This is a genomic window from Iodobacter violaceini (assembly GCF_011601265.1).
GTDB classification, from domain to species: Bacteria; Pseudomonadota; Gammaproteobacteria; order Burkholderiales; family Chitinibacteraceae; genus Iodobacter; species Iodobacter violaceini.
This window is the reverse complement of sequence record NZ_JAAOLX010000009.1, coordinates 111966-134079: the sequence shown is the minus strand read 5'-3', so window position 1 is coordinate 134079 and position 22114 is coordinate 111966. Positions and strand designations below refer to the sequence as shown.

14 protein-coding genes, 1 tRNA gene and 1 CRISPR repeat array are annotated in these 22114 nt (G+C 51.1%); of the genes, 12 read left to right on the top strand and 3 right to left on the bottom strand.

Going from position 1 to position 22114, the window contains the following annotated elements:
- Positions 1 to 72: 72 nt before the first annotated feature.
- The 8 genes from HA050_RS17090 (at position 73) to HA050_RS17055 (ending at position 15940) form a co-directional block, all read left to right on the top strand.
- On the top strand, positions 73 to 4038 hold the full coding sequence (locus tag HA050_RS17090) for a Pls/PosA family non-ribosomal peptide synthetase (RefSeq protein WP_166828824.1): 3966 nt from the start codon (positions 73 to 75) through the stop codon (positions 4036 to 4038).
- A 193-nt stretch (positions 4039 to 4231) separates the two neighbouring features.
- Positions 4232 to 5209 (top strand): type I-F CRISPR-associated endonuclease Cas1f, encoded by a 978-nt coding sequence (cas1f, locus tag HA050_RS17085; RefSeq protein ID WP_166828821.1) that lies wholly within the window; start codon positions 4232 to 4234, stop codon positions 5207 to 5209.
- Positions 5206 to 8478, top strand: a complete 3273-nt coding sequence (gene cas3f / locus HA050_RS17080) for a type I-F CRISPR-associated helicase Cas3f (RefSeq protein WP_166828818.1) — start codon at positions 5206 to 5208, stop codon at positions 8476 to 8478. The genes cas1f and cas3f overlap by 4 nt, the downstream gene beginning before the upstream one ends.
- 94 nt (positions 8479 to 8572) lie before the next feature.
- Positions 8573 to 9883: a type I-F CRISPR-associated protein Csy1 gene (csy1, locus tag HA050_RS17075; RefSeq protein WP_205836483.1), complete on the top strand. Its 1311-nt coding sequence runs from the start codon at positions 8573 to 8575 to the stop codon at positions 9881 to 9883.
- Positions 9883 to 10848, top strand: a complete 966-nt coding sequence (gene csy2 / locus HA050_RS17070) for a type I-F CRISPR-associated protein Csy2 (RefSeq protein ID WP_166828810.1) — start codon at positions 9883 to 9885, stop codon at positions 10846 to 10848. The genes csy1 and csy2 overlap by 1 nt, the downstream gene beginning before the upstream one ends.
- A 12-nt stretch (positions 10849 to 10860) precedes the next feature.
- On the top strand, positions 10861 to 11874 hold the full coding sequence (gene csy3 / locus HA050_RS17065) for a type I-F CRISPR-associated protein Csy3 (protein ID WP_166828807.1): 1014 nt from the start codon (positions 10861 to 10863) through the stop codon (positions 11872 to 11874).
- Between the two features lie 9 nt (positions 11875 to 11883).
- On the top strand, positions 11884 to 12438 hold the full coding sequence (gene cas6f / locus HA050_RS17060) for a type I-F CRISPR-associated endoribonuclease Cas6/Csy4 (RefSeq protein ID WP_166828804.1): 555 nt from the start codon (positions 11884 to 11886) through the stop codon (positions 12436 to 12438).
- 129 nt (positions 12439 to 12567) lie between these two features.
- Positions 12568 to 15475: direct repeats of the CRISPR family, unit length 28 nt; unit sequence GTTCACTGCCGCACAGGCAGCTCAGAAA.
- 144 nt (positions 15476 to 15619) lie between these two features.
- Positions 15620 to 15940: a DUF1294 domain-containing protein gene (locus tag HA050_RS17055; protein WP_166828801.1), complete on the top strand. Its 321-nt coding sequence runs from the start codon at positions 15620 to 15622 to the stop codon at positions 15938 to 15940.
- Between the two features lie 253 nt (positions 15941 to 16193).
- On the opposite strand, the gene HA050_RS17050 is transcribed toward HA050_RS17055, so the two are convergent.
- Positions 16194 to 17468 (bottom strand): ferredoxin reductase family protein, encoded by a 1275-nt coding sequence (locus tag HA050_RS17050; RefSeq protein WP_166828798.1) that lies wholly within the window; start codon positions 17466 to 17468, stop codon positions 16194 to 16196.
- Between the two features lie 169 nt (positions 17469 to 17637).
- Here HA050_RS17050 and HA050_RS17045 point away from each other — a divergent pair, with 169 nt between their 5' ends.
- Positions 17638 to 18438, top strand: a complete 801-nt coding sequence (locus tag HA050_RS17045) for an energy transducer TonB (RefSeq protein WP_166828795.1) — start codon at positions 17638 to 17640, stop codon at positions 18436 to 18438.
- A 201-nt stretch (positions 18439 to 18639) separates the two neighbouring features.
- On the opposite strand, the gene HA050_RS17040 is transcribed toward HA050_RS17045, so the two are convergent.
- Positions 18640 to 18725, bottom strand: a tRNA-Tyr gene (locus tag HA050_RS17040).
- Between the two features lie 210 nt (positions 18726 to 18935).
- Between HA050_RS17040 and HA050_RS17035 the strand changes: the two genes are divergently transcribed.
- Positions 18936 to 19292: a translation initiation factor Sui1 gene (locus HA050_RS17035; protein WP_099397860.1), complete on the top strand. Its 357-nt coding sequence runs from the start codon at positions 18936 to 18938 to the stop codon at positions 19290 to 19292.
- Positions 19293 to 19651: 359 nt separating this feature from the next.
- Here the strand turns inward: HA050_RS17035 and HA050_RS17030 are convergent, their stop codons facing one another.
- Positions 19652 to 20521, bottom strand: coding sequence for a LysR family transcriptional regulator (locus HA050_RS17030; RefSeq protein WP_166828792.1), 870 nt, complete (start codon positions 20519 to 20521; stop codon positions 19652 to 19654).
- Here HA050_RS17030 and HA050_RS17025 point away from each other — a divergent pair.
- Both HA050_RS17025 and HA050_RS17020 read left to right on the top strand, forming a co-directional pair.
- Complete coding sequence (locus HA050_RS17025) at positions 20516 to 20902, top strand: hypothetical protein (protein WP_166828788.1); 387 nt, start codon at positions 20516 to 20518, stop codon at positions 20900 to 20902. The two genes, HA050_RS17030 and HA050_RS17025, sit on opposite strands and share 6 nt — an antisense overlap.
- Positions 20903 to 20980: 78 nt before the next feature.
- Complete coding sequence (locus tag HA050_RS17020) at positions 20981 to 22099, top strand: S-(hydroxymethyl)glutathione dehydrogenase/class III alcohol dehydrogenase (RefSeq protein ID WP_166828785.1); 1119 nt, start codon at positions 20981 to 20983, stop codon at positions 22097 to 22099.
- Positions 22100 to 22114: the final 15 nt, after the last annotated feature.

Here is a 22114-nt window from a genome sequence, read left to right as displayed (position 1 = left end):
AAATATAAAAATATGATTCAGGCAATACCTGGTTAGAATTCAGTCTTCTTTTGACGCTCACTAGCTACTTTTATGATTCTTCGCGGCCCATATCTTCCTGAACTTTTGCGTGCAGAAACGCTGGCTGATTTGCTGGAAAGCACGGTACAGCGTATTCCAGATCATCCGGCCATTTATTGGCAGGATGAAGTGCTGAGCTATAGCGAGCTGAACCGCCGTGCCGATCTGGCCGCGCATCATTTAATTCAGTTTGGCGTGAAAGCGGGGCAGATTGTTGGCCTGTGCCTGCCGCGTGGTGCTGCGCTGCTGATTATGCAGGCAGCAATTGCCAAGGCGGGCGCGGCCTGGCTGCCGTTTGAGGCCGATACGCCGGTTGATCGCATGCAGGTTTGCCTGGAAGATGCGGCGGCCGTGTTGCTGGTAGGCGATGGCGATCTGGCTGGTGCGGGTGTGCCGGTATTGGGCAGCGCGCAATTGTCTGCACCCGTTGCGGGCGATTTACTTCGCCGCCAGGGCCTGTTGCCCAGCCATCCGGCCTATGTGATTTACACCTCGGGATCAACCGGCAAGCCCAAGGGCGTGCCGATTAGTCAGGGCAGTATTTGCCATTTCTTGCGCAGCGAAAACTCTGTGTTGGGTGTGCGTCAGGATGACAAGGTGTATCAGGGCTTCTCTGTTGCCTTTGATATGTCGTTTGAAGAAATCTGGATCAGCTATCTGGTGGGTGCATCCCTGTGGCTGGCCCCTAAAATACTAACGGGCGATCCGGATGCTTTGCCTGCGGTATTAAACCAGGAAAAAGTGACCGTACTGCACGCTGTGCCAACTCTGCTGGCGCTGTTCAGCCAGGAAGTCCCCAGCTTACGAATTATTAATCTGGGCGGCGAGATGTGCCCGGAATCGCTGGTTGAGCGCTGGGCTACGCCAGAGCGGCAAGTGTTTAATACTTACGGCCCAACCGAATGCACGGTATCGGCCAGCCTGGCCCAATTACGCCGTGGCGAGCCGGTGACCATTGGTAAGCCCTTGCCTAATTATGGTCTTTTGGTGCGCAGTGAAGATGGCCGCTTATTGCCGCAGGGTGAAACTGGCGAGCTGTGCATTATTGGCCCCGGCGTGGCCGATGGCTATTTGGGCCGCCCTGATTTAACCGCTGAAAAATTCTTTGATAATCCCTTTTCAAATCTCGAAGAATTCCCGCATGAGCGGCGTTTGTACCGCACTGGCGATTTGGCGCGCATCGATGAAGCAGGCCAGGTTCAATGCCTGGGCCGCACCGATGATCAGGTAAAAGTGCGCGGCTTTCGGGTAGAGCTGGGCGAGATTGAAGCCTCGCTTTGCCAGATAGCAGGCGTGGGCACGGCTGCTGTTTTACTGCGCGAGCTGGCAGGCATCGATCAGCTGGTGGCTTTTGTGGTGGCAGAAAGCAGCGATGCGGCGGCTTTAAAAAACGAGCTGAAACGCAGCTTGCCAGCCTATATGATTCCCGCCCGCTTTGAATTTATGAGCGAATTACCCAGGCTGACCTCAGGAAAAATCGACAGAAAAACCCTGAAAGCGCGCGAGCTGATTCTGCCAACCGGCAAAAATCTGGAAAGCGATGAGCCCGTCAGCGATGCAGAAAAAGCCCTGTTTGCGGCGCTTACCACCTTATTCCCCGGCCAGCCGTTGCGCCTTGTGGATGATTTCTTTGGTGAGCTTGGCGGGCATTCCTTACTGGCCGCGCGATTAGTCTCTATATTGCGGCGCAATCCGGCTTATGCCGGTATGACAGTACAAGAGATTTACCAAAGCCGCACCTTACAAGTGATTGCTACCCGCCTGGATACCCTGGCACTGCAGCAGCCAGAGCAAATCACCATAGAACCGATTCGCAAAGTGCCTTTCTTACGCAGGCTGATTTGCGGCAGCGCACAGCTGGCCAGCCTGCCATTTTTAATTGGCCTGCGCATGTTGTTATGGCTGGCGCCGTTTTTTAGCTATCACTTTATGACCGGGGAAGAGGGCGACAGCCTTGGGCTGGCCGTAGGCGTATCCATTCTGGTTTATTTAGGCAGCCTTTTATTCAGCTTTGCCATTGCCATTGCGGGCAAATGGCTGATTTTGGGGCGGCTGAAAGCGGGGCGTTATCGCCTCTATGGGCTGACTTATTTCCGCTGGTGGCTGGTCGATCGCCTGCTGGATAACTGCCCGCTGTATTTTTTAACCGGCTCGCCTTTGCAATCGCTTTACTTACGCGCCCTGGGCGCCAAAATCGGCAGCAATGTTGCCCTTGCTGCAATCAGCGTGCGTGCTTACGATCTGCTGAGCATTGGTGAAGGGGCCAGCATTGGCGCCTCGGTTAATTTTGAAAACTTCAGAGTCGATGGCGATCATTGGGAAGTTGGGCCAATTACGATAGGCAAGGATGCTTATATTGGCTCTTATGCCGTTTTGCAATCAGACACCCATATCGCAGATTTAGGCCGCCTGGAAGGCTTATCGGCTTTATCCCGAGGGCAAAAAATTGCCGCATCCGAGGTGTGGAGCGGCTCGCCCGCAAGGCGCAGCGCCGATGCCGTGCCAGAAGCCCCCGCACGGCCTGTGCGTAATTCATCCTTGCGTGGCTTGCATGGCCTGGCTTATGCGGGCGGATCAGCGCTTGTGGCCATCTTGTTTTTTGTGCCGGTTTTCCCCAGCTTTTTGCTGATTGACTGGCTGGACGCACATTGGTTTGATCTGACCGAGCAAGGCGTAGCGCTGCCCGAAGCCTTTATGTTTTATCTGATGCTGGCGCTGCCCGCCAGTGCGGTGCTGATTGTGCTGACACTGATCGGCTCTGCCGCTGTGCGCTGGCTGCTGCTGCCGCGTAATCCGCTAGGCAGCTGGCCCGTGTTTGGCCCCATGTATTACCGCCGCTGGCTGACAAATCAGATTCAGGAATCCAGCCTTAATATCTTGCACGGCCTGTATGCATCGGTTTACGCAGGCTGGTGGTATCGCCTTCTGGGGGCAAAAGTAGGGCGCGGCACCGAGATATCCAACGCCATTGGCGTGGTGCCCGATCTGCTCACCCTGGGAGAAGACAGCTTTATTGCCGATGCGGTGATGCTGGGGGATGAGGAAATTGATCGCGGCTGGATGACGCTGCGCCCCACAGTGGTAGGTAATCGCAGCTTTGTGGGCAATGGCGCTTACGTGCCCGATGGCAGCATCATCCCCGACGATGTATTGATCGGCGTGCAATCCCGCGCCCCGGCCAATGATCGTATGCAATCCGGCCAGACATGGCTGGGCAGCCCGGCATTATCACTGCCAGCCCGCGAGCAAGTCAGCGGCTTTGCCGACAGCCTGACCTTCCGCCCCAGCCCTGCACGCCGCCTGGCCCGCGGCTTTGTTGAAGCGCTGCGCACCGTCATGCCGCTGGCGGTGATCATCACCGTGGGCTATCTCACCGTATTAAAAGTCATGCCCTTTGCCGAGCAGGAAGATTTTCACGGCGTATTCTGGGCGCTGATGATTGCCGGTGTTTTATACGGCGTGGGCTCCTTTATCTTTATTGTGGCGCTCAAATGGCTGATGATAGGCCGCTACCGCCGCAAAGAAGCGCCCATGTGGACATCCTTTGTATGGCGCAGCGAAGCACTGACCAGCCTTTACGAATCCATCGCCGTGCCCAACTTCTTTAACTTTTTACGCGGCACCCCGTGGCTGCCTATGGCGTTTCGCTGTATGGGTTGTAAGATTGGCAGCGGTGTATTTATGGATACCACCGACATCACAGAATTCGATTGCGTCAGTATCGGCGACGATACCGTGCTGCACGCATGGTCTGGCCCGCAAACCCATTTGTTTGAAGACCGCATCATGAAAATCGGCCGGGTAGAAATCGGCGCTGGCGTAAACGTCGGCCCGCGCAGCACCATCCTGTACGACGCCATCGTAGGCAACGGCGCACGCCTCGGCCCGCTGACCCTGGTCGTCAAAGGCGAAACCATCCCCGATGGCCAGGCCTGGACCGGCAGCCCCGCTGTGCCTTGGCGCACATGCCGCAGCTGATTTACCCGCAATTGAATTGAAATGGCGCTGCTAAAAGCAGCGCCATTTTTTTTATCTAATTTTGCGATGATGTACTATCTGGTGTACCTTTCTTTCCTAGAAAGCATTATTTGCAGCGCTTTTTAAATCTCAGTTTTATCTTCTTGTTTCGTCATTTCTGATTTGCAAATTTAAATGGCTCAGGAGCTCGTGTATGGATTCATTCTCGCCTTCAGATTTAAAAACGATTCTTCATTCAAAAAGAGCTAATCTCTATTATTTGCAGCACTGCCGTGTATTAGTTAATGATGGCCGGGTTGAATATGTGACTGATGAAGGTAAGCAATCGCTTTATTGGAATATCCCTATTGCCAATACCACTTCTATTTTATTAGGTACAGGTACATCAATTACTCAGGCAGCAATGCGGGAGCTTGCTAAGGCGGGTGTCTTAGTCGGTTTTTGTGGAGGAGGTGGCTCACCTTTATTTGCCGCTAATGAGGCAGAGGTTGATGTTTCCTGGCTTACTCCGCAAAGCGAATACCGTCCAACCGAATATCTGCAACATTGGGTTAGTTTTTGGTTTGATGATAGCAAGCGATTAGCTGCAGCTAAAGCATTTCAATTATTACGAATCGCACAGATTCGTAAGCACTGGTTATCTAGTCGTATGCAGCGTGAAGATGGCTTTGCTGTGACTGAATCACAGCTGGTTCCCTTATTAGATAAATTCCAAAATAGCTTGAATAACTGCCAAAGCAGCAACGATATTCTTGCCCAAGAAGCCAGCTTAACAAAAGCGCTTTATAAATTAGCAGCCAATGCCGCTCAATATGGCGAATTTACCCGTGCTAAACGTGGCTCTGGTTTAGATATTGCAAATCGTTATTTAGATCATGGTAATTATTTGGCGTATGGATTAGCGGCCACAGCCGTTTGGGTGATTGGTTTGCCGCATGGCTTGGCAGTATTGCATGGTAAAACACGGCGGGGTGGTTTGGTATTTGATGTTGCAGATTTAATTAAAGATGCGCTTATTTTACCGCAGGCATTTATTGCGGCTATGGCGGGGGAGGAGGAGCAAGACTTTAGACGCCGCTGCATGGAAGGCTTTTCCAGGGCAGAAGCACTGGATGTGATGATTGATGGCATTAAAGACACCGCGCTGGCATGCAGTCAGGTGGGTAAATGAATATTTTACTGGTTTCACAATGCAATAAACGGGCTTTAACTGAAACAAGGCGAATTTTAGATCAATTTGCTGAGCGAAAAGGCGATCGTACTTGGCAAACAGCTATTACCCTGCAGGGCTTAGATACTTTACGCAAACTTCTGAAAAAAACAGCTAAGCGTAATACTGCAGTGGCTTGCCATTGGATTAAAGGTGCGAATCAAACAGAATTGCTATGGATTGTTGGTAATTTGCGCCAGTTTAATGAGCAGGGCACGGTGCCCACTAATACCACCAGCCAAGATATATTGCGTAGCACCGATGAAAACCAATGGCACACCGCTGAATCAATATCTTTGTTGGCTGCAATAGCTGGTTTATTTCATGATTTTGGTAAAGCGAATCGTCTGTTTCAGGACAAATTAAATCCTAATAAAAAATCAAAGGGCTCTGAGCCTTACCGGCATGAATGGGTGTCACTGCGTTTATTTCAAGCCTTTGTTACTGAGCAAAGCGATGCAGAATGGCTGGCTAAATTAGCTGTAATTAGTCCTCATGATGAAGCTGTGATGTTTGAGCGGCTGATAAAAGATCGTCCAGAACAAAGATTTGATAACCCTTTTAAATCTTTATCCCCCTTGGCCCGCAGTGTTACCTGGCTGATTGTTTCGCATCACCGTTTACCAAAATTTAATCAGAAAGAAAACGAGCCTCGCGTTGATTATATTAATCAATGGATGACGGGTAAGTTTTTGTCTGCAGCATGGAATTCGCCGCAGTGTGAATTTGATGATTGGCAAGCGGCTGATTGGCAAAAAGTTTGGCAGTTTGATTTTGGAACGCCTATGCGAAGCCAAACTTGGTGTAATAAGGCAAAAAGTATTGCCAAGCGGGCGCTTAAGCATCGCCAATTACAAGAAATGGATTGGTTGCAGGATAATTTTTCAAGTCATTTGGCACGCTTATCTTTGATGCTGGCGGATCATTGTTATTCGGCAGGTGAGCCAAAATTAGTTTGGCAGGATAAAAAATATAAAGCTTTTGCCAATACAGATTGTAAAACCCGTGAATTAAAACAAAAGCTGGACGAGCACAATATTGGCGTAGGTCATAATGCGTTTTTACTGGCAAAAAGCCTGCCTAAATTACGGCAAAGCTTGCCTGCTATTACTCGCCATAAAGGCTTTAAGCAGCGCAGTACCGATGAAAAATATCGTTGGCAAGATAAGGCCTACGAGCTGGCTAAAGGCTTGAGTGAGCGAAGTAAGACGCAGGGTTTTTTTGGCGTCAATATGGCATCGACGGGCTGCGGAAAAACCTTTGCCAATGCCCGCATTATGTATGGCTTGGCAGATGAAAAATTGGGCTGCCGTTTTAGCGTGGCTCTTGGCTTGCGTACACTGACTTTACAAACGGGTGATGCCCTGCAAGCGCGTTTGCATCTGGAAAATGATGATTTGGCGGTGTTGATTGGCTCGCAAGCTGTGCGGCAATTGCACGAGTTGAATAAGGAGCAAGCGCTTGAGGAGGGTAAAGCGCTCACCGCCGAGCAATCTGGCAGTGAATCGGCCGAGGCCTTGTTTGCCGAGCATCAATATGTCAGCTACGACGGCAGCCTGGATGATGGGCGTTTAAGCCAATGGCTAAAAGTATCGCCTGCGCTCTTGCAATTACTCAGTGCGCCGGTCTTGGTCAGCACCATAGATCACCTGATTCCAGCTACGGAAGGTGAGCGCGGTGGTAAGCAAATTGCGCCAATGCTGCGCCTGCTTACGTCTGATTTAGTACTGGATGAGCCAGATGATTTTGATTTGGCCGATTTGCCCGCTTTATGCCGCTTAGTCAATTGGGCAGGAATGCTGGGCTCCAGAGTATTACTCTCTTCCGCAACCTTGCCACCCGCCTTGATTCAGGCTTTGTTTGATGCTTACAAAGCTGGACGCAGCCAGTTTAATGCGGCGTGTGGTGATGCAAGGCCATTGCCCGTGTGCTGTGCATGGTTTGATGAACATAAATCCATGCAAAGCGATCACGCCGATTTGGCCGAATTTACTACTACCCATCAAGCTTTTGTAGCTCAGCGGATTAAAGCTTTAGCCAGGCAATCTACTCTGCGCCATGCCGAACTTTTGCCGGTGCTGGCCGCTTCTAAATCGACGCCGGATGTTTTACAGGCCATGAGCGATGCTATTTATAACGGCATACAGCGTTTACATACAGCTCATCATCAGGTGCATGTCAGTGGCAAGCGCCTGTCGATTGGTTTGGTACGCATGGCCAATATCAAACCGATGGTTGCCCTTGCCCGTCAGTTATTGAGCCAGGCAGCTCCAGATCAATATCGCATTCATTTTTGTATTTATCACAGCCAGCACCCTTTATTGGTGCGATCCGGTATTGAGCGGCAGCTTGATGCTGCGCTTAGCCGCCATGATCCCAATGCCGTTTGGCAAGTGCCTGCCGTGCAAGCGGCTATTGCTGATTGCCCAGAGCCCAATCAACTTTTTATTGTCTTTGCCACCGCCGTTGCCGAAGTGGGTCGGGATCACGATTACGACTGGGCGATTGCCGAACCCAGCTCGATGCGATCTTTAATTCAACTGGCTGGCCGTATTCAACGCCACCGCCAGCAAATTCCCAAGGCGGCCAATTTACTGATTTTGAATAAGAACTACCGAGCATTAAAAGGCGAGGGGATTGCCTATAGCCAGCCGGGGTTTGAAGCAAAGGGTTTTGAGCTGCAAAGCAAAGATTTGGCAGAAATTTTAACCACTGAGCAATACCAGTACCTCAGCGCCACGCCACGTATTCAGGCGCGCAGCCCCTTGGATGAGCAGCATAATTTGGTCGATTTAGAGCATGCGCATTTGGCAGCAAAGCTGTTTGGCTCTGCAAAAGTCGCCATTCATGCCGCACTTTGGTGGGGACATTCTGCAAGTTGGTGTTTTGAGCTGCAAAGGCAAACGCCATTTCGCCTATCTGCTAAAGATGACGTTTTTTTACTTTATCTGGAAGAAGAAGGAGAGGCGGCGCAGTTTTATTTAGTGGTTGAATCAGGCGAGCAAGGCTTGGTCGATAGCAGCCGCTTTCATCGCTATGAAGTGTCACTTGGGGCAGGCGTGCAACCGTGGATGAGTCATAACGCCAGCGCTTTAATTGAAGAATTAGCAGAGCAGCTGAATTTGGGTTTAGCGGAAACCAGCCAAAAATTTGCTGAAATCCGCCTGCGGGTGACGGAAGAAAAGTGGCTGTATCAAGAGTGGTTTGGGGTGCATGGTGAACTGAGGTAGTCAGAAATATCTTAGTAAATCTTTGTATTAATTGAATTAAATAACAAGCATAATGTAAGAATTAAAAATATTGGGAGGGAGTATGAATAACACCATGTCTGACCTCATAAAAAACTACATCCAGGGGCGAGCTGATACTCGCCTGGAGAAGCTTGATAAAGATGCTCAGAAAAAAGAGTCGCCAGAGCAGGTGGAGAATCTGGCCAAGCAGCGCTTGGATGAGGCAGCTAAATACGGCGTGAATGCATGGCTTTCGGATGCAGCTATTCGTGCAAAGCAAATAAGTTTTGCGACTCACCCACCCAAATTTACCCATAGCGATGCCAAGGGCAGTAGCGTTTATATTGCAGACTCCAAGCAAGCATGGCCCTATCTTTGCACTGCTACCCTGCAAGCCCCAGCCATTGATGTGGTGGGGAATGCGGCGGCTTTAGATGTAGCAGGCTTACTGCAGCTGGCCGTGGGTGGTGTTACTTTAGCCAATCAGCTTGCACAAGATGATGTGTCTTCCTTACAGCCTTTTACCTCTGACGAAGCCCAACTGGCCGAGTGGTTACAAGGTTTTAAGTTGGCTTTATCGGTAAAAGAATTGCGATCGCATGCACTGGCTAAGCAGCTTTATTTTCCTGTAGCCAGCGATAGCTATCACCTGATTAGCCCGCTATTTTCGTCTGCCCTTGCTCAAGCATTACATGAGCGGATCGTTGCCAGCCGTTATTCGGAAGATGCTAAGGCGGTACGTAAGCTTAAACGGGAAGAGAAATTTAGCGAGCAAATTACAGTCGATTATCTCAATGTGGCTGTGCAAACTTACGGAGGAACTAAGCCTCAAAATATTAGTTTGCTTAACAGTGGCCGCCGTGGACAAGCATTTTTACTTTCTTGCCGCCCGCCTGTTTGGGATAAAAAAGCGAAGCCGCCTGCAGATAAAAAAGATGCATTTTGGCGTGAATATAGTTGGCGCACTCGCCGTATTTCAAGAGTATTCAAAGAATATTTATTAAGTATTAAAGAGCTGGATAGCACCAAGCCTCGCCGTGATCGGCGGGCCGCGTTTGTGGATGATTTGATTGAATCACTATTGCAATTTGCCGCAGAAATTCAGCAATTGGGTGAGCAGGAAGAATTCCGCTGCTGGAGCGCTTTATCTCAATTAAGTAAAGCCGAGCAATTATGGCTGGACCCTTGGCGCGGGCAGTGGGATGCGGCTTTTAAGGCCGATTACGCAGCTAAGGATTGGCAAAGCGATGTCGCCAATCAATTTGCCAGCTGGCTTAATTTTAAGCTGATGGATGACAAATTATTGATGAAAGATGTAGAGCATAAGGTTTGGTCTAAAACCTTAGAAGAAAAACTGGTTCGTTTGCGTTTTGATTTGGGTGTTGGTCAGGAGGAAATAGCCTAATGAAATCACTCATTATATTGCACCATTTATCCGTAAAAAATGCCAATGCCATTGCAGGCCTTACTTATGGTTTCCCCGCGATTAGCAATTTTTTGGGTTTTACCCATGCGCTATCCAGAACTTTGCAAAAAGATCATGGCTTAGTTTTGGGTGGCTGCGCAGTGATTTGCCATCAGCATGCGGTGCAGGCTTATCAACCCGCAGGCTGGGGTGATTATGTATTTGCATTGACGCGTAATCCATTGACCAAAGAAGCTAAAACGGCCGCTTTTAACGAAGAAGCCCGCATGAGTATGGATGTTTCTTTACTGATTGAATGCGATTTCACCAGCTACGATTTTGATTTTGATACGGGCAGCACGAAGGGCGATATTGCCTGGCTAGAGCAATATCTTACTCAAAAAGTGCTGATGCAAAGATTGGCTGGAGGAACAATTCAAAGCATTAAACAAGTACAGTTTGCTGAAATTCCTCAAGATATTGAAAAGCGCGACCAATTTAATCGCAAACAATTATTAAGATTATTGCCTGGCTTTGCTTTGGTTAATCGGCCTGATGTATTGCAAGCCCACCATCAGGCTTTGCAAGCGAGCAATCCAGATGCCGATTTAATTGATGCATGGTTGGATTTTTCTGCACTGAAATACCAAGCCATTAGCACAGAAGATAATCCAAATGAGGAAAGCAAAGCCTCCTGGCAACGCATACCTAAGCCTGCTTCTGGGTATTTAGTGCCAATTAGCATGGGCTATCACGCAATTTCACCGCTCTATGCTCAAGGCGAAGTGGCAAGTGCAAGGGATGCCAATACGCCATTTCGTTTTGTTGAATCAGCCTATTCGATAGGGCAATGGATTAGCCCGCACCGTATTCATGAAATTGAATCACTGATTTGGCGTTATCAATGTACCGATGAAGCCTATCTATGCAAAAACCTATATCAACCTGCGAAATCAACTCAATAAGGAAAATAGACCATGGCAATTAAAACAGCTTCTGTATTGGCATTTGAGCGCAAGTTATCTAATTCTGATGCGGTAATGCACGCGGGCAAATGGGAAGAGCGGGCAATAAGTGGGCAGTGGCCTGCATTGGCAATTCTAAGCAAAGATGTGCGTGGCACGATATCTAACCGGCTTAAAAATGCTGTGGCCAGCGATCCTGCTAAATTAGATGCCGAGATTCAAAAAGCTAATTTACAGCGCGTTGATATGGCTGCATTGCCTTTTGATGCAGACACCTTAAAAGTGAGCTTTACCCTGCGTGTATTGGGTAATTTGGTTTTGCCATCGGCGTGTAATGATCAGGAATATCAAGCCGAGCTGGCTAAAAAGATTAATGCCTATATTGCCGAGCACCAATTTACCGAGCTGGCCGCGCGCTATGCAGAAAATATCGCCAATGGCCGTTTCTTGTGGCGCAATCGGGTGGGTGCAGAATCGGTTGAAGTGCGGGTAACGCATCAAGCTGACAATAAAAAAACCACTTGGGTATTTAATAGCCAGGATTTTAATTTACGTGAGTTTACTCAGCCAACTGGCGATTTAGCCGAATTGGCTGAAGTGATTCGCCTTGGGCTAATGGGCCAGTCATTTGCATTTTTACAAGTAGAAGGCTTTGTACGCCTTGGCGCGGGCCAAGAAGTATTTCCATCACAAGAGCTGGTTTTAGATGGAGGGCGCGATAGCACTAAAAGCAAATATCTTTATAAAGTGAATGAAGTGGCGGCCATGCATTCGCAGAAAATTGGCAATGCCTTACGCACTATTGATACCTGGTACCCTGATTCAGAAGAATTAGGCCCAATTGCGGTAGAGCCCTACGGCTCGGTGACTAGTCGTGGCAAAGCCTATCGCCAGCCAAGAGTTAAAAAGGATTTTTACAATCTATTAGATGCGTGGATTATCAAAGGCGAAGTGCCTGCTGCAGAGCAGCAGCATTATGTGATCGCCACCTTGGTACGCGGTGGTGTCTTTGGTGAAGCGGGTTAAGGGGCTGGCATGGATCACTACCTGGAAATTAAGGTGCTGCCCGACCCCGAGTTTGAGGTGGCCACCTTGTTTAATGCCCTGTTTGCCAAGCTGCACCGCGCCTTGGCCGATGTAGGGCAGGGGCAGATTGGGGTGAGCTTTCCGCTGGCAGATAAAACCTTGGGCCCCATCTTGCGGCTGCATGGCAAGCACGCTGCGCTGGAGCAGTTGATGGCAGAAAGCTGGTTAAAAGGCCTGAGGGATTACACCACAGCCAGTGCCATTTTATCTGTGCCTGCCAGTGCAAAGCATAGGGTGGTTAAAAGAGTGCAAGCAAAAAGCAGTGCCGAACGCCTGCGCCGCAGATCAGTCCGTAATGGCAGGCTAAGTGAGCAAGAGGCGCTAGAACGTATTTCATTTGCGAATGAAGCAAGGCTGAAGTTGCCCTTTATTCAAATGAAAAGTAATTCTACTGCCCAATCGTTTTGCCTCTTTATCCAGCAAGGCCCTTTGCAAGCTGAAGCGGTAGCAGGCACATTCAGCGATTATGGTCTAAGCCCTGTAGCGACCATTCCCGTTTTTTAACCCTCTTTTTACCTGCTTTTGTAACTCTTTGATTTTAAATGGGTTGTAAGGGCGGGTGAAATTAAGGGTTTTTTGGGAGAAAGCAGGGAAGTTCTTTAACAATGAAAGACATGTGTTTAAATAACAACTGTTCACTGCCGCACAGGCAGCTCAGAAATCACCGCGCCAGTAATTGAGTTCCCCCCGCTCGTTCACTGCCGCACAGGCAGCTCAGAAATTGGGCAGGCCGTACAGGTCTACCAAATCGGCGTTCACTGCCGCACAGGCAGCTCAGAAAGAGACGGGCTTTTTGCATTGCGCGAAAGCGCCGTTCACTGCCGCACAGGCAGCTCAGAAATGAGGATGCTCTTGCACATGTTGGATATCATGGTTCACTGCCGCACAGGCAGCTCAGAAAAATGGCAGCCCAGACACTTGGCTTGTTTAGGAGTTCACTGCCGCACAGGCAGCTCAGAAACATTTCACCGCACTGCGCCCGTGGTAGGTGGCGTTCACTGCCGCACAGGCAGCTCAGAAATGCATGAAAATTCGTCCTGACTCATGGTCGCAGTTCACTGCCGCACAGGCAGCTCAGAAAAAAGCGCAATTTGCAGCTGGCCAGCCGCTTACGTTCACTGCCGCACAGGCAGCTCAGAAAAAGCGGCGCAGCTCAGCGGCTGCCTTGGATAAGTTCACTGCCGCACAGGCAGCTCAGAAAATGAACGCCCGGCCAGTCGCCTGGAAATGCGAGTTCACTGCCGCACAGGCAGCTCAGAAAGAAAGCTGGATGCGTCAAAATAGCCCTGCTAGGTTCACTGCCGCACAGGCAGCTCAGAAAGCAAATTCATCTTTTAGATTTGAGAATTGTTTGTTCACTGCCGCACAGGCAGCTCAGAAAAAGCGGGGAAGTGGTGATCCGGCGTAAATCCAGTTCACTGCCGCACAGGCAGCTCAGAAATAATGGGATATTGTTTTCACCTGTATGCTGAAGTTCACTGCCGCACAGGCAGCTCAGAAAAGGCACTGGTTCCAGCGGCGATATCAATACCAGTTCACTGCCGCACAGGCAGCTCAGAAACTTTAAAGCTGCGCGGAGGTATCGCTTTTAGGGTTCACTGCCGCACAGGCAGCTCAGAAACTGAGCTTGACTGCAGCAGGTCTGTCATCCAAGTTCACTGCCGCACAGGCAGCTCAGAAAGGACTGCCTGTTACATTTACTTCTCCGCAATCGTTCACTGCCGCACAGGCAGCTCAGAAAACAACATCATCAGCCACACTCGCCCAATTAACGTTCACTGCCGCACAGGCAGCTCAGAAAAGCAACTGAGGATTTTAGCGTATCGATAACAGGTTCACTGCCGCACAGGCAGCTCAGAAAATGCCCGCCCTTGAAATGGTTTTTTCAGCATTGTTCACTGCCGCACAGGCAGCTCAGAAAGCCAAGTAATAACTCTTATTGTTGATCGCATCGTTCACTGCCGCACAGGCAGCTCAGAAAAGCACGGAAGCCGCCCGTATGCTCACTGAAGGGTTCACTGCCGCACAGGCAGCTCAGAAAACAATGGCCGAAGCTTAGGTAATGGCCGGGGCGTTCACTGCCGCACAGGCAGCTCAGAAAGATACCAATACGCTCATGCCCCGGCCAATTTCGTTCACTGCCGCACAGGCAGCTCAGAAAGATGCTGTTTTCCAGAAAAACTACTCTGATTTGTTCACTGCCGCACAGGCAGCTCAGAAATGAGCTACCTGCGCCGCACCAGCACCCTCCGCGTTCACTGCCGCACAGGCAGCTCAGAAATAAAGGCGAATCCATAAGCCGAAGCGCTTAAGGTTCACTGCCGCACAGGCAGCTCAGAAATGCAGGCCCGTGGCTTTACGACAGCGCAGCGCGTTCACTGCCGCACAGGCAGCTCAGAAAACGGCAGCCATAAAGTCACCCATCGGCGTACCGTTCACTGCCGCACAGGCAGCTCAGAAAGTATTCAAGTGCAAACCATCTGATCCAATATAGTTCACTGCCGCACAGGCAGCTCAGAAATAGGCGCTATGCGAACCACCCCAAAGCTAATGGTTCACTGCCGCACAGGCAGCTCAGAAAGCCAAGGGGCGGCCTAGCCGGTCGTAAGTCAGGTTCACTGCCGCACAGGCAGCTCAGAAAAGCCCCGCCGCTGCTGCCTTCGTCGTCGTCATGTTCACTGCCGCACAGGCAGCTCAGAAACGAAATTTCGCCCGAAGACTTACGCATATGGGGTTCACTGCCGCACAGGCAGCTCAGAAAAATCAACGGGTAGCATGCTACCCCGCATTGACGTTCACTGCCGCACAGGCAGCTCAGAAAACAGCCTAGTGCCATCTGATTACCCCCTCCTTGTTCACTGCCGCACAGGCAGCTCAGAAAAGTGGCGGGCAGACAGAATTGCCGGCCATGCGGTTCACTGCCGCACAGGCAGCTCAGAAACTGAGCGGGTTGAAATGGTGCATTTTGTACTCGTTCACTGCCGCACAGGCAGCTCAGAAAAAATAAATCAGCGCAGCATCGACGAAATCAAGGTTCACTGCCGCACAGGCAGCTCAGAAAAACACAAGGCAAAGCTTCCAGCTCCTCTTGTGGTTCACTGCCGCACAGGCAGCTCAGAAAGGCCGACTTACAAAGCGCTGCCATTGGCGGCTGTTCACTGCCGCACAGGCAGCTCAGAAATATATCGATTACAGTATCGAGCGTTACAGCTAGTTCACTGCCGCACAGGCAGCTCAGAAATTGTCCCAATCAGCCTGCACTTGGCTTGCGCCGTTCACTGCCGCACAGGCAGCTCAGAAAGAAAACACAGGTAATCCGCCCGACGCCCCCGGGTTCACTGCCGCACAGGCAGCTCAGAAATACACCCGAAGTCTTTGATCCCACGCCCACAAGTTCACTGCCGCACAGGCAGCTCAGAAAACACTTTGCCGAGTTCGCAACCAATTATCAACGTTCACTGCCGCACAGGCAGCTCAGAAAGCGATCTGTCACCCGATTTAAACGGGGATGTCGTTCACTGCCGCACAGGCAGATCAGAAATATGTCGTGGAATTGGCTTGCATTCGTTGTTTAGAGAAACGGGTTTTGGTATTGGGATTGATATACAGCATGTTTGGAAAGGAATGATTTTTGCTCGGCTTACAAAATGTAGTTACCCTTGCGCCTTTCATTCAGCAGTTATATATGCCTCGTAAGCAGGGAGTTGGGATGGTGTTTTTTGATGGGGGCAATTGGCCGTGGTGGATTGCAGGCGGCTATTTGGCTGTGAGCATTGTGGCTTTTATTGCTTACGCGCTGGATAAATCCGCCGCCAGGAATGATCGCTGGCGTACAGAGGAGCGCACTTTGCATTTGCTGGCGCTGTTGGGGGGCTGGCCTGGGGCTTTGCTGGCGCAGCGGGTGCTCAGGCATAAATCTAAAAAGACTGCGTTTTTGCGGGTTTTTTGGGCCACGGTGCTGGTGAATTGCGCGGCTTTGGTGTGGGTTTTGCTGCGCTGGCGTTGAGCGGCGGTGCGTAAGAGGAGCGGTTTGTATGCCCGCCGGTATAGCCGGATCGCCGACAAATGCACTCGGGGATTTGGCGCTGCCTCTTTTGATAAAAGGGCGAAAGCTGATTCAAAAGCAAATCTCCCTCAATCCCCCTTTTACTAAGGGGGAGGCTAAAGTCAAAATCACTAAAGTGAATGGCAATGGCCTTAATCTCCTTTTACTAAGGGATAGGCCAGGGGCAAAAGCCTGGGTGTTTCAAGCCGTATCTTTAGCGCATGGCAAATGCTTCGTGGTGAAAGCGCGGTGGTTTGCTCATTTGGGCCAGGTGCTGGGCGATGGCTTTGCCCAGGCTTTGCGGGCCGCAGTACCAGATATCGCCGAGTGTTTCTGCCTGGATTTCGGCGATATTCAGGCGCTGGCCGGCGTCGCTTTCTATCAGGTGCAGGTGCAGGTTTTTGGCCTGGCAGGCGGCCTGGATTTCTGCCAGGCGGGCGGCATCTTTGGCGCTTTTTACGCAGTAGTAAAAGTCGATTTGCTGGCCTTTAAAATCCGGGCTTTCCAGCCATGCTAAAAAGGGCGTTACGCCGATGCCGCCTGCTATCCATGCCTGGCGGGGGCTGTTGGCCCCGCCATCAAAGCAGCCGTAAGGGCCTTCTGTTGTTACTGCGCCGCCCACTTTTAAATCCTGGGCCAGGGTGCGGGTGTAATCGCCCAGCGCTTTAATAATAAAGCGCAGCTCGCCATTTTGGCGCGGGGCCGAGGCGATGGTGTAGGGGTGTGCGCCTTCGCCTGGATTAAAGCTGACCAGGGCAAACTGGCCTGCCTGGTGGCCGGGCCAGTTGCTGTTCATCTGGCAAATTACTTCCAGCTGATTGGCGGGTAGTGGGGTGATCTGGCTGATGTGGCCATTTACCTGGCGGCTTTTGCCGATTTTGCCGAGCAGTGAATACACCGCGCAGATTGATCCGCTTATCAGCAGCGCCGCCATCAGTGCGCCCACAGGCGTCAGCCACATGCTGCGTGGCATAAGGATCAGGCCGTGAAACGCGCCCATTAAAAACAGCGGTGCAAATAGCTTATGCACTTTGCGCCAAAAGCGGTAAGGCACGGCGCGCAGCAGCGCCAAAATCACCATCGCCAGCACGGCCCATGCGGCCCATTCGCCCATATCTTTGGCAAAAGAAACCAGCGGGTCTTTAATGCTGCCACTGCGTTTGATGCGCGGGGCAGCCCATTCCATCGCCATAACCAGCTTGGGGGATAATTTAATCAGCCAGTGCGATGCCAGCAAAATACCAGCCGCGATGCCCAGCTGCTTATGCAGGCCATACATTTTATCCAGCCCGCGCAGGGGTTTTTCCAGCCAGGCGGGGCGGGTGGCCAGCAGCATGGCGGCAGACATCACCGTCATTAGCTGCACGCCGCTGAGCAACACTAATTCATGTCGCCAATCCCAATAGCTGGCAGGAATACCGTTTTGCAAATAGCTGCACAGGCTGTAGAGCAGGGTGCTGATCAGTAAGAGTATCGGTAAGGGTTTCATTGGGCGTATTCGTCTTTGAATGAATGACCCTATTGGGCGCTATGAATATGAATTGAAACTTAAGGCGCTTGGGTATTAATGGCGCGCGGGCTGAAGAATGAAATAAGTTTACTGCCATACATGCTGTGCCTTATGTAGAATGCCTCGCACAGTTTTCTATCCGAGCGCTATGAATATTGCCGTATCACACGATTATCAAAGACATTCGTCCTGGCTGTGGTACGGCTTAGCGGCTTCTATCCTTGTGCATCTCTTATTTTTGCTGCTGCCTGCCGCCGGGCCAAAGGCATTGCCGCAGCAAGCGGGCAGCCAGGAAATTCAGCTGCAATTGCAGCCTAAACCTGCTCCGGCCCCAAAGCCCACGCCCGAACCCACGCCTGTTCCTACTCCGCCGCCGGTTATGACGAAAGCGAAGCCTAAAGTTGTGGTGAAAAAAGATTACTCCGTGCCTGCACGCCCGGCCAGCCAGGTGGCTGCCAAAGCTGTGCCAGGTAAGGAAGTGGAGATTGATTTGGGGGACGCGCTCAGTGGCAAGCCGGGTAGTAAGCCTGCGGAGCTGATTACTCGTTATGCCGATTTAAAGCCAAGAGAAGAAGATCAGCAGGAAAACGGCGCAACCCGCGCCCAGCAAAGTGTGGATACCCAGGCGTTGTTTAATATCTGGGAGCCGCAAATTCGCAAGAAGGTAGAGCGAATCGGGCAAATGAACTTCCCTAAAGATGAATATGGGCGCTCAATGTTCGGCACTTTGCAGTTCAGGCTGGTGCTCAATGGTGATGGCAATATTGCATCGCTGACTTTAGAGCAATCATCGGGTAACCCTGCTCTGGATGCAGCCGCCCTGCAAATCGTAAGACGCTCCGCCACTTTCGGCCCCGTGCCTGTGCCACTCCTGGATAAGCGCGGCCAGATTATGCTGCTGCGCTACTATCAGTTTGTTAATGAAAGGGCGGTGTGGGGAAGGTCTTGAGGGGGAGCTTGATGCCAACTAAATTCAAAAAGATCTTTTTAGGTAATCACGTTTTTCGTTGTTTGCTAATGCAAAATTAATTTGCTTCGCCTATGGGGTAAGCATCCGCGCTAGGAGTGGCGCTGTGCCTGTATGCAATGGTCACATTCTGAAATGTACAGACGAAAAAAAACAGGCTGAGCGCCTGTTGATTTTGGTTTCTGGTGGGGGGGGAAGGATTCGAACCTTCGAAGGCTTAGCCGCCGGATTTACAGTCCGGACCCGTTGACCGCTGGGGTAACCCCCCCACAGAGGCCCGAATAATACGACCCCTCTGGCCGTGTGTCAACACCCTTACTATAAATTAGTCATTTTTTATTCATAAATCAGTCAGAAATAGCGGGCCTGCGTGGTTTCGGTGCGTTTGCATTGCCTGTTGGCCTCTTACCGCGCAATGAACACGAAAGTGCTGCAGGCTGCTAGACTGCCGCTGTCTGGTTTTCTACCCTAAAAATATCATGATGAAAAAAGCTTTAGGTGGTCTTGTTTATTCCACCGAACACGGCACGATGTGCCCGGGCTGCAGCCAGCCCAAAGATGCCTGCATATGTAAAAAACAGCCACGCCCGGCAGGCGATGGTGTGGTGCGCGTTTCCAGGGAAACCAAGGGCCGCAAGGGTAAGGGCGTAACGCTGATCAAAGGCGTGCCGCTGGATGATGATGAGCTGGCCGTGCTGGCTAAGCAGCTGCGTACCCGCTGCGGATCAGGTGGCACAGTGAAAGACGGCGTGATTGAAGTGCAGGGCGATCATTGCGATGTGGTGCTGGAATTCTTAAAGCCTAAGGGCTGGGTGGTGAAGCGGGCGGGGGGCTGACTATCCTGTCATTCCCGCAAGGCGGGAATCCAGTCGCTGGGCTGGATCAATTATAAAAGCTCTCGGGAATGAGGCTTTCTAACTCGGCTTCGAGGGCATAAGCATCTATAGAAGTTTGGTGTACTTGTTTCCCCCTTTTACAAAGGGGGAGGCTAAGGTCAAAACCTTTAAGTGAACAGCACTGCAGCCATGCTTTAAATTAATGGCTATCCCAGTCTGCCACCGCCGCTTGCAGGTATTGAATCAAATGGCAGGTTGAATTTGTTTAAAGTTTAAAGAAAGTGGCTTAATTTAAAGCCAGATTTTCTCCGTGAAACTCCGTGCCCTCCGTGGCTCAAGGTTTGGGTTTTACCGTTTTTTTATTCTGCCAATAAAGCCGCTTTCAAGTACTCAATAAAGCGGCCGACTTTGGGGGGGATAAAACGGCTGCGGGGGTAGATGGCCCAGATGCCGTCTGTGAGCGCAAAGGGTTCGAGCACGCTGATCAGCTGGCCGCTTTGCAAATAAGCATCGACGTAATAATCTGGCAATTGCACCAAGCCCAGCCCTTTTAGCGCCGCCTGTACCAGGCTGCTGCCATTATTACAACGCAAACGCCCGCTGACGGATATTTCGCGGTGCTGCATGCCTTCCTTAAACCGCCACATATTCACCGCGCCAATCAAGCACTGGTGTTGCTTTAGCTCGGCCAGCGTATGCGGGGTGCCATATTGATCTAAATATTGCGGCGATGCGCATACATGGTGGATACGGCTGCCCAGCTGCGTCACCATCAGGGATGATTCATCCATCGGCCCCAGCCGGATCGCCAGGTCGATATGATCGGCCACCAGATCGGCCTTGCGGTTATCCAGCAGTAATTCTGCATTGAGCTGGGGAAAATCAATCAGGTACTGGTGCAGGATGGGGGCCACCACGGTTTCGCCATAGTAAACCGGCGCGGTGATACGTAATTTACCAACCGGCTTGTCTTGCGTTTGCAGCAGCGCCAGCTCGGCCTCGTGCAGGCCATCGAGCAGCGGGCGGCAGTATTGATAATAGAGCTGGCCCTGCTCGGTAAGGCTGACTTTGCGTGTGGTGCGGTGCAATAAGCGCGCGGCAAGGCGCTGCTCCAGCGCGCTGACCTGGCGGCTAACCTGCGCTACCGACATCTCCAGCTTTTGCGCTGCCAGCGTAAAGCTTTGCGTTTCAGCCACGCTGATAAATTCAACAATTCCTTGCCATTGCATGGTTTGATTCTCGGCTGGTTAAAGTCTAAAACTCTTTTTAGTGTCTGCGACACGATGATTTTGGAGCGGTTAGCCACCGCGGGGCCTTCCTTTCTTGCTTCGCCAAGAAACGAAGCCAAGCGACAACAGCATTACACGAAGGCTCCTCATCTGCGGACAGCGGCGGCTGCGGAACTCGCTTCGCTCAAACAGGCATCAAAGAAACCCCGCCCGCTTGTTCCTCGCCTCGGCGTGTTTCAAGGGGACTTTAAAAAGCCCTATGCGGAGAGCGTGCTTATTGTATTTTTTGGGTTGTTTGCGGATAAAAAGAATCTTAAGTACCAACTATCGTCAACAGCCACCACCTGCTTCCTATTCCCTCCAATTATTGCACACCAGTAACAATATCTTTCTTATTAGGCTAATTATCTTTAATTGGGTAACGCTTAAAATGGCTGCAATTAAACACAAGGATTCGCCATGAAGATGCTTAAAACACGTGCAGCCGTAGCCTGGGGCCCTAATCAGCCTTTAGTGATTGAAGAGCTGGACCTGATGCCGCCGCAAAAAGGCGAGGTGCTGGTGCGTATCGTGGCCAGCGGGGTTTGCCATACCGATGCTTACACTTTATCGGGCAAGGATTCGGAAGGGGTTTTCCCTGTGGTGTTGGGGCATGAGGGCGCTGGCGTGGTAGAGGCGGTGGGTGAGGGCGTAACCAGCGTTGCGGTTGGCGATCATGTGATTCCGCTTTACACCCCGGAATGCGGCGAATGTAAATTCTGCACCTCGGGCAAGACCAATCTGTGCCAGAAAATTCGCGCCACCCAGGGCAAGGGTTTAATGCCCGATGGCACCACGCGTTTTTATAAAGACGGCCAGCCGATTTATCACTATATGGGCACGTCTACTTTTTCTGAATACACCGTGTTGCCCGAAATTTCGCTGGCAAAAATTAATAAAGAAGCGCCTTTAGAAGAAGTCTGCCTGTTGGGCTGCGGTGTGACCACCGGCATGGGCGCGGTGATGAATACCGCCAAAGTAAAAGCCGGCGACACCGTAGCGATTTTTGGTCTGGGCGGCATTGGCTTGTCCGCCGTGATTGGCGCGCGTATGGCCGGGGCCAGCCGCATTATTGGGATCGATATCAATACCAGCAAGTTTGAGCTGGCCAAACAGCTGGGCGCAACCGATGTGATCAATCCTAAAGACTTTGAAAAGCCGATTCAGGATGTGATCGTCGAAATGACCGATGGCGGGGTAGATTTCTCTTTTGAATGCATCGGCAATGTGAATGTGATGCGCTCAGCGCTGGAGTGTTGCCACAAGGGCTGGGGCGAATCGGTGATTATTGGTGTGGCAGGGGCAGGGGAAGAAATTGCTACCCGGCCATTCCAGCTGGTTACCGGCCGGGTATGGCGCGGTTCGGCCTTTGGCGGTGTACGTGGCCGCAGCGAGCTGCCAGGCTTTGTGGATCGCTATATGAAAGGCGAATTTGCGCTTTCAGATTTCATCACCCACACCATGCCTTTGGAAGACATCAATATTGCATTTGATTTAATGCATGAAGGCAAATCAATTCGTTCGGTGATCCATTTTTAATGGTTTGATCCGTTT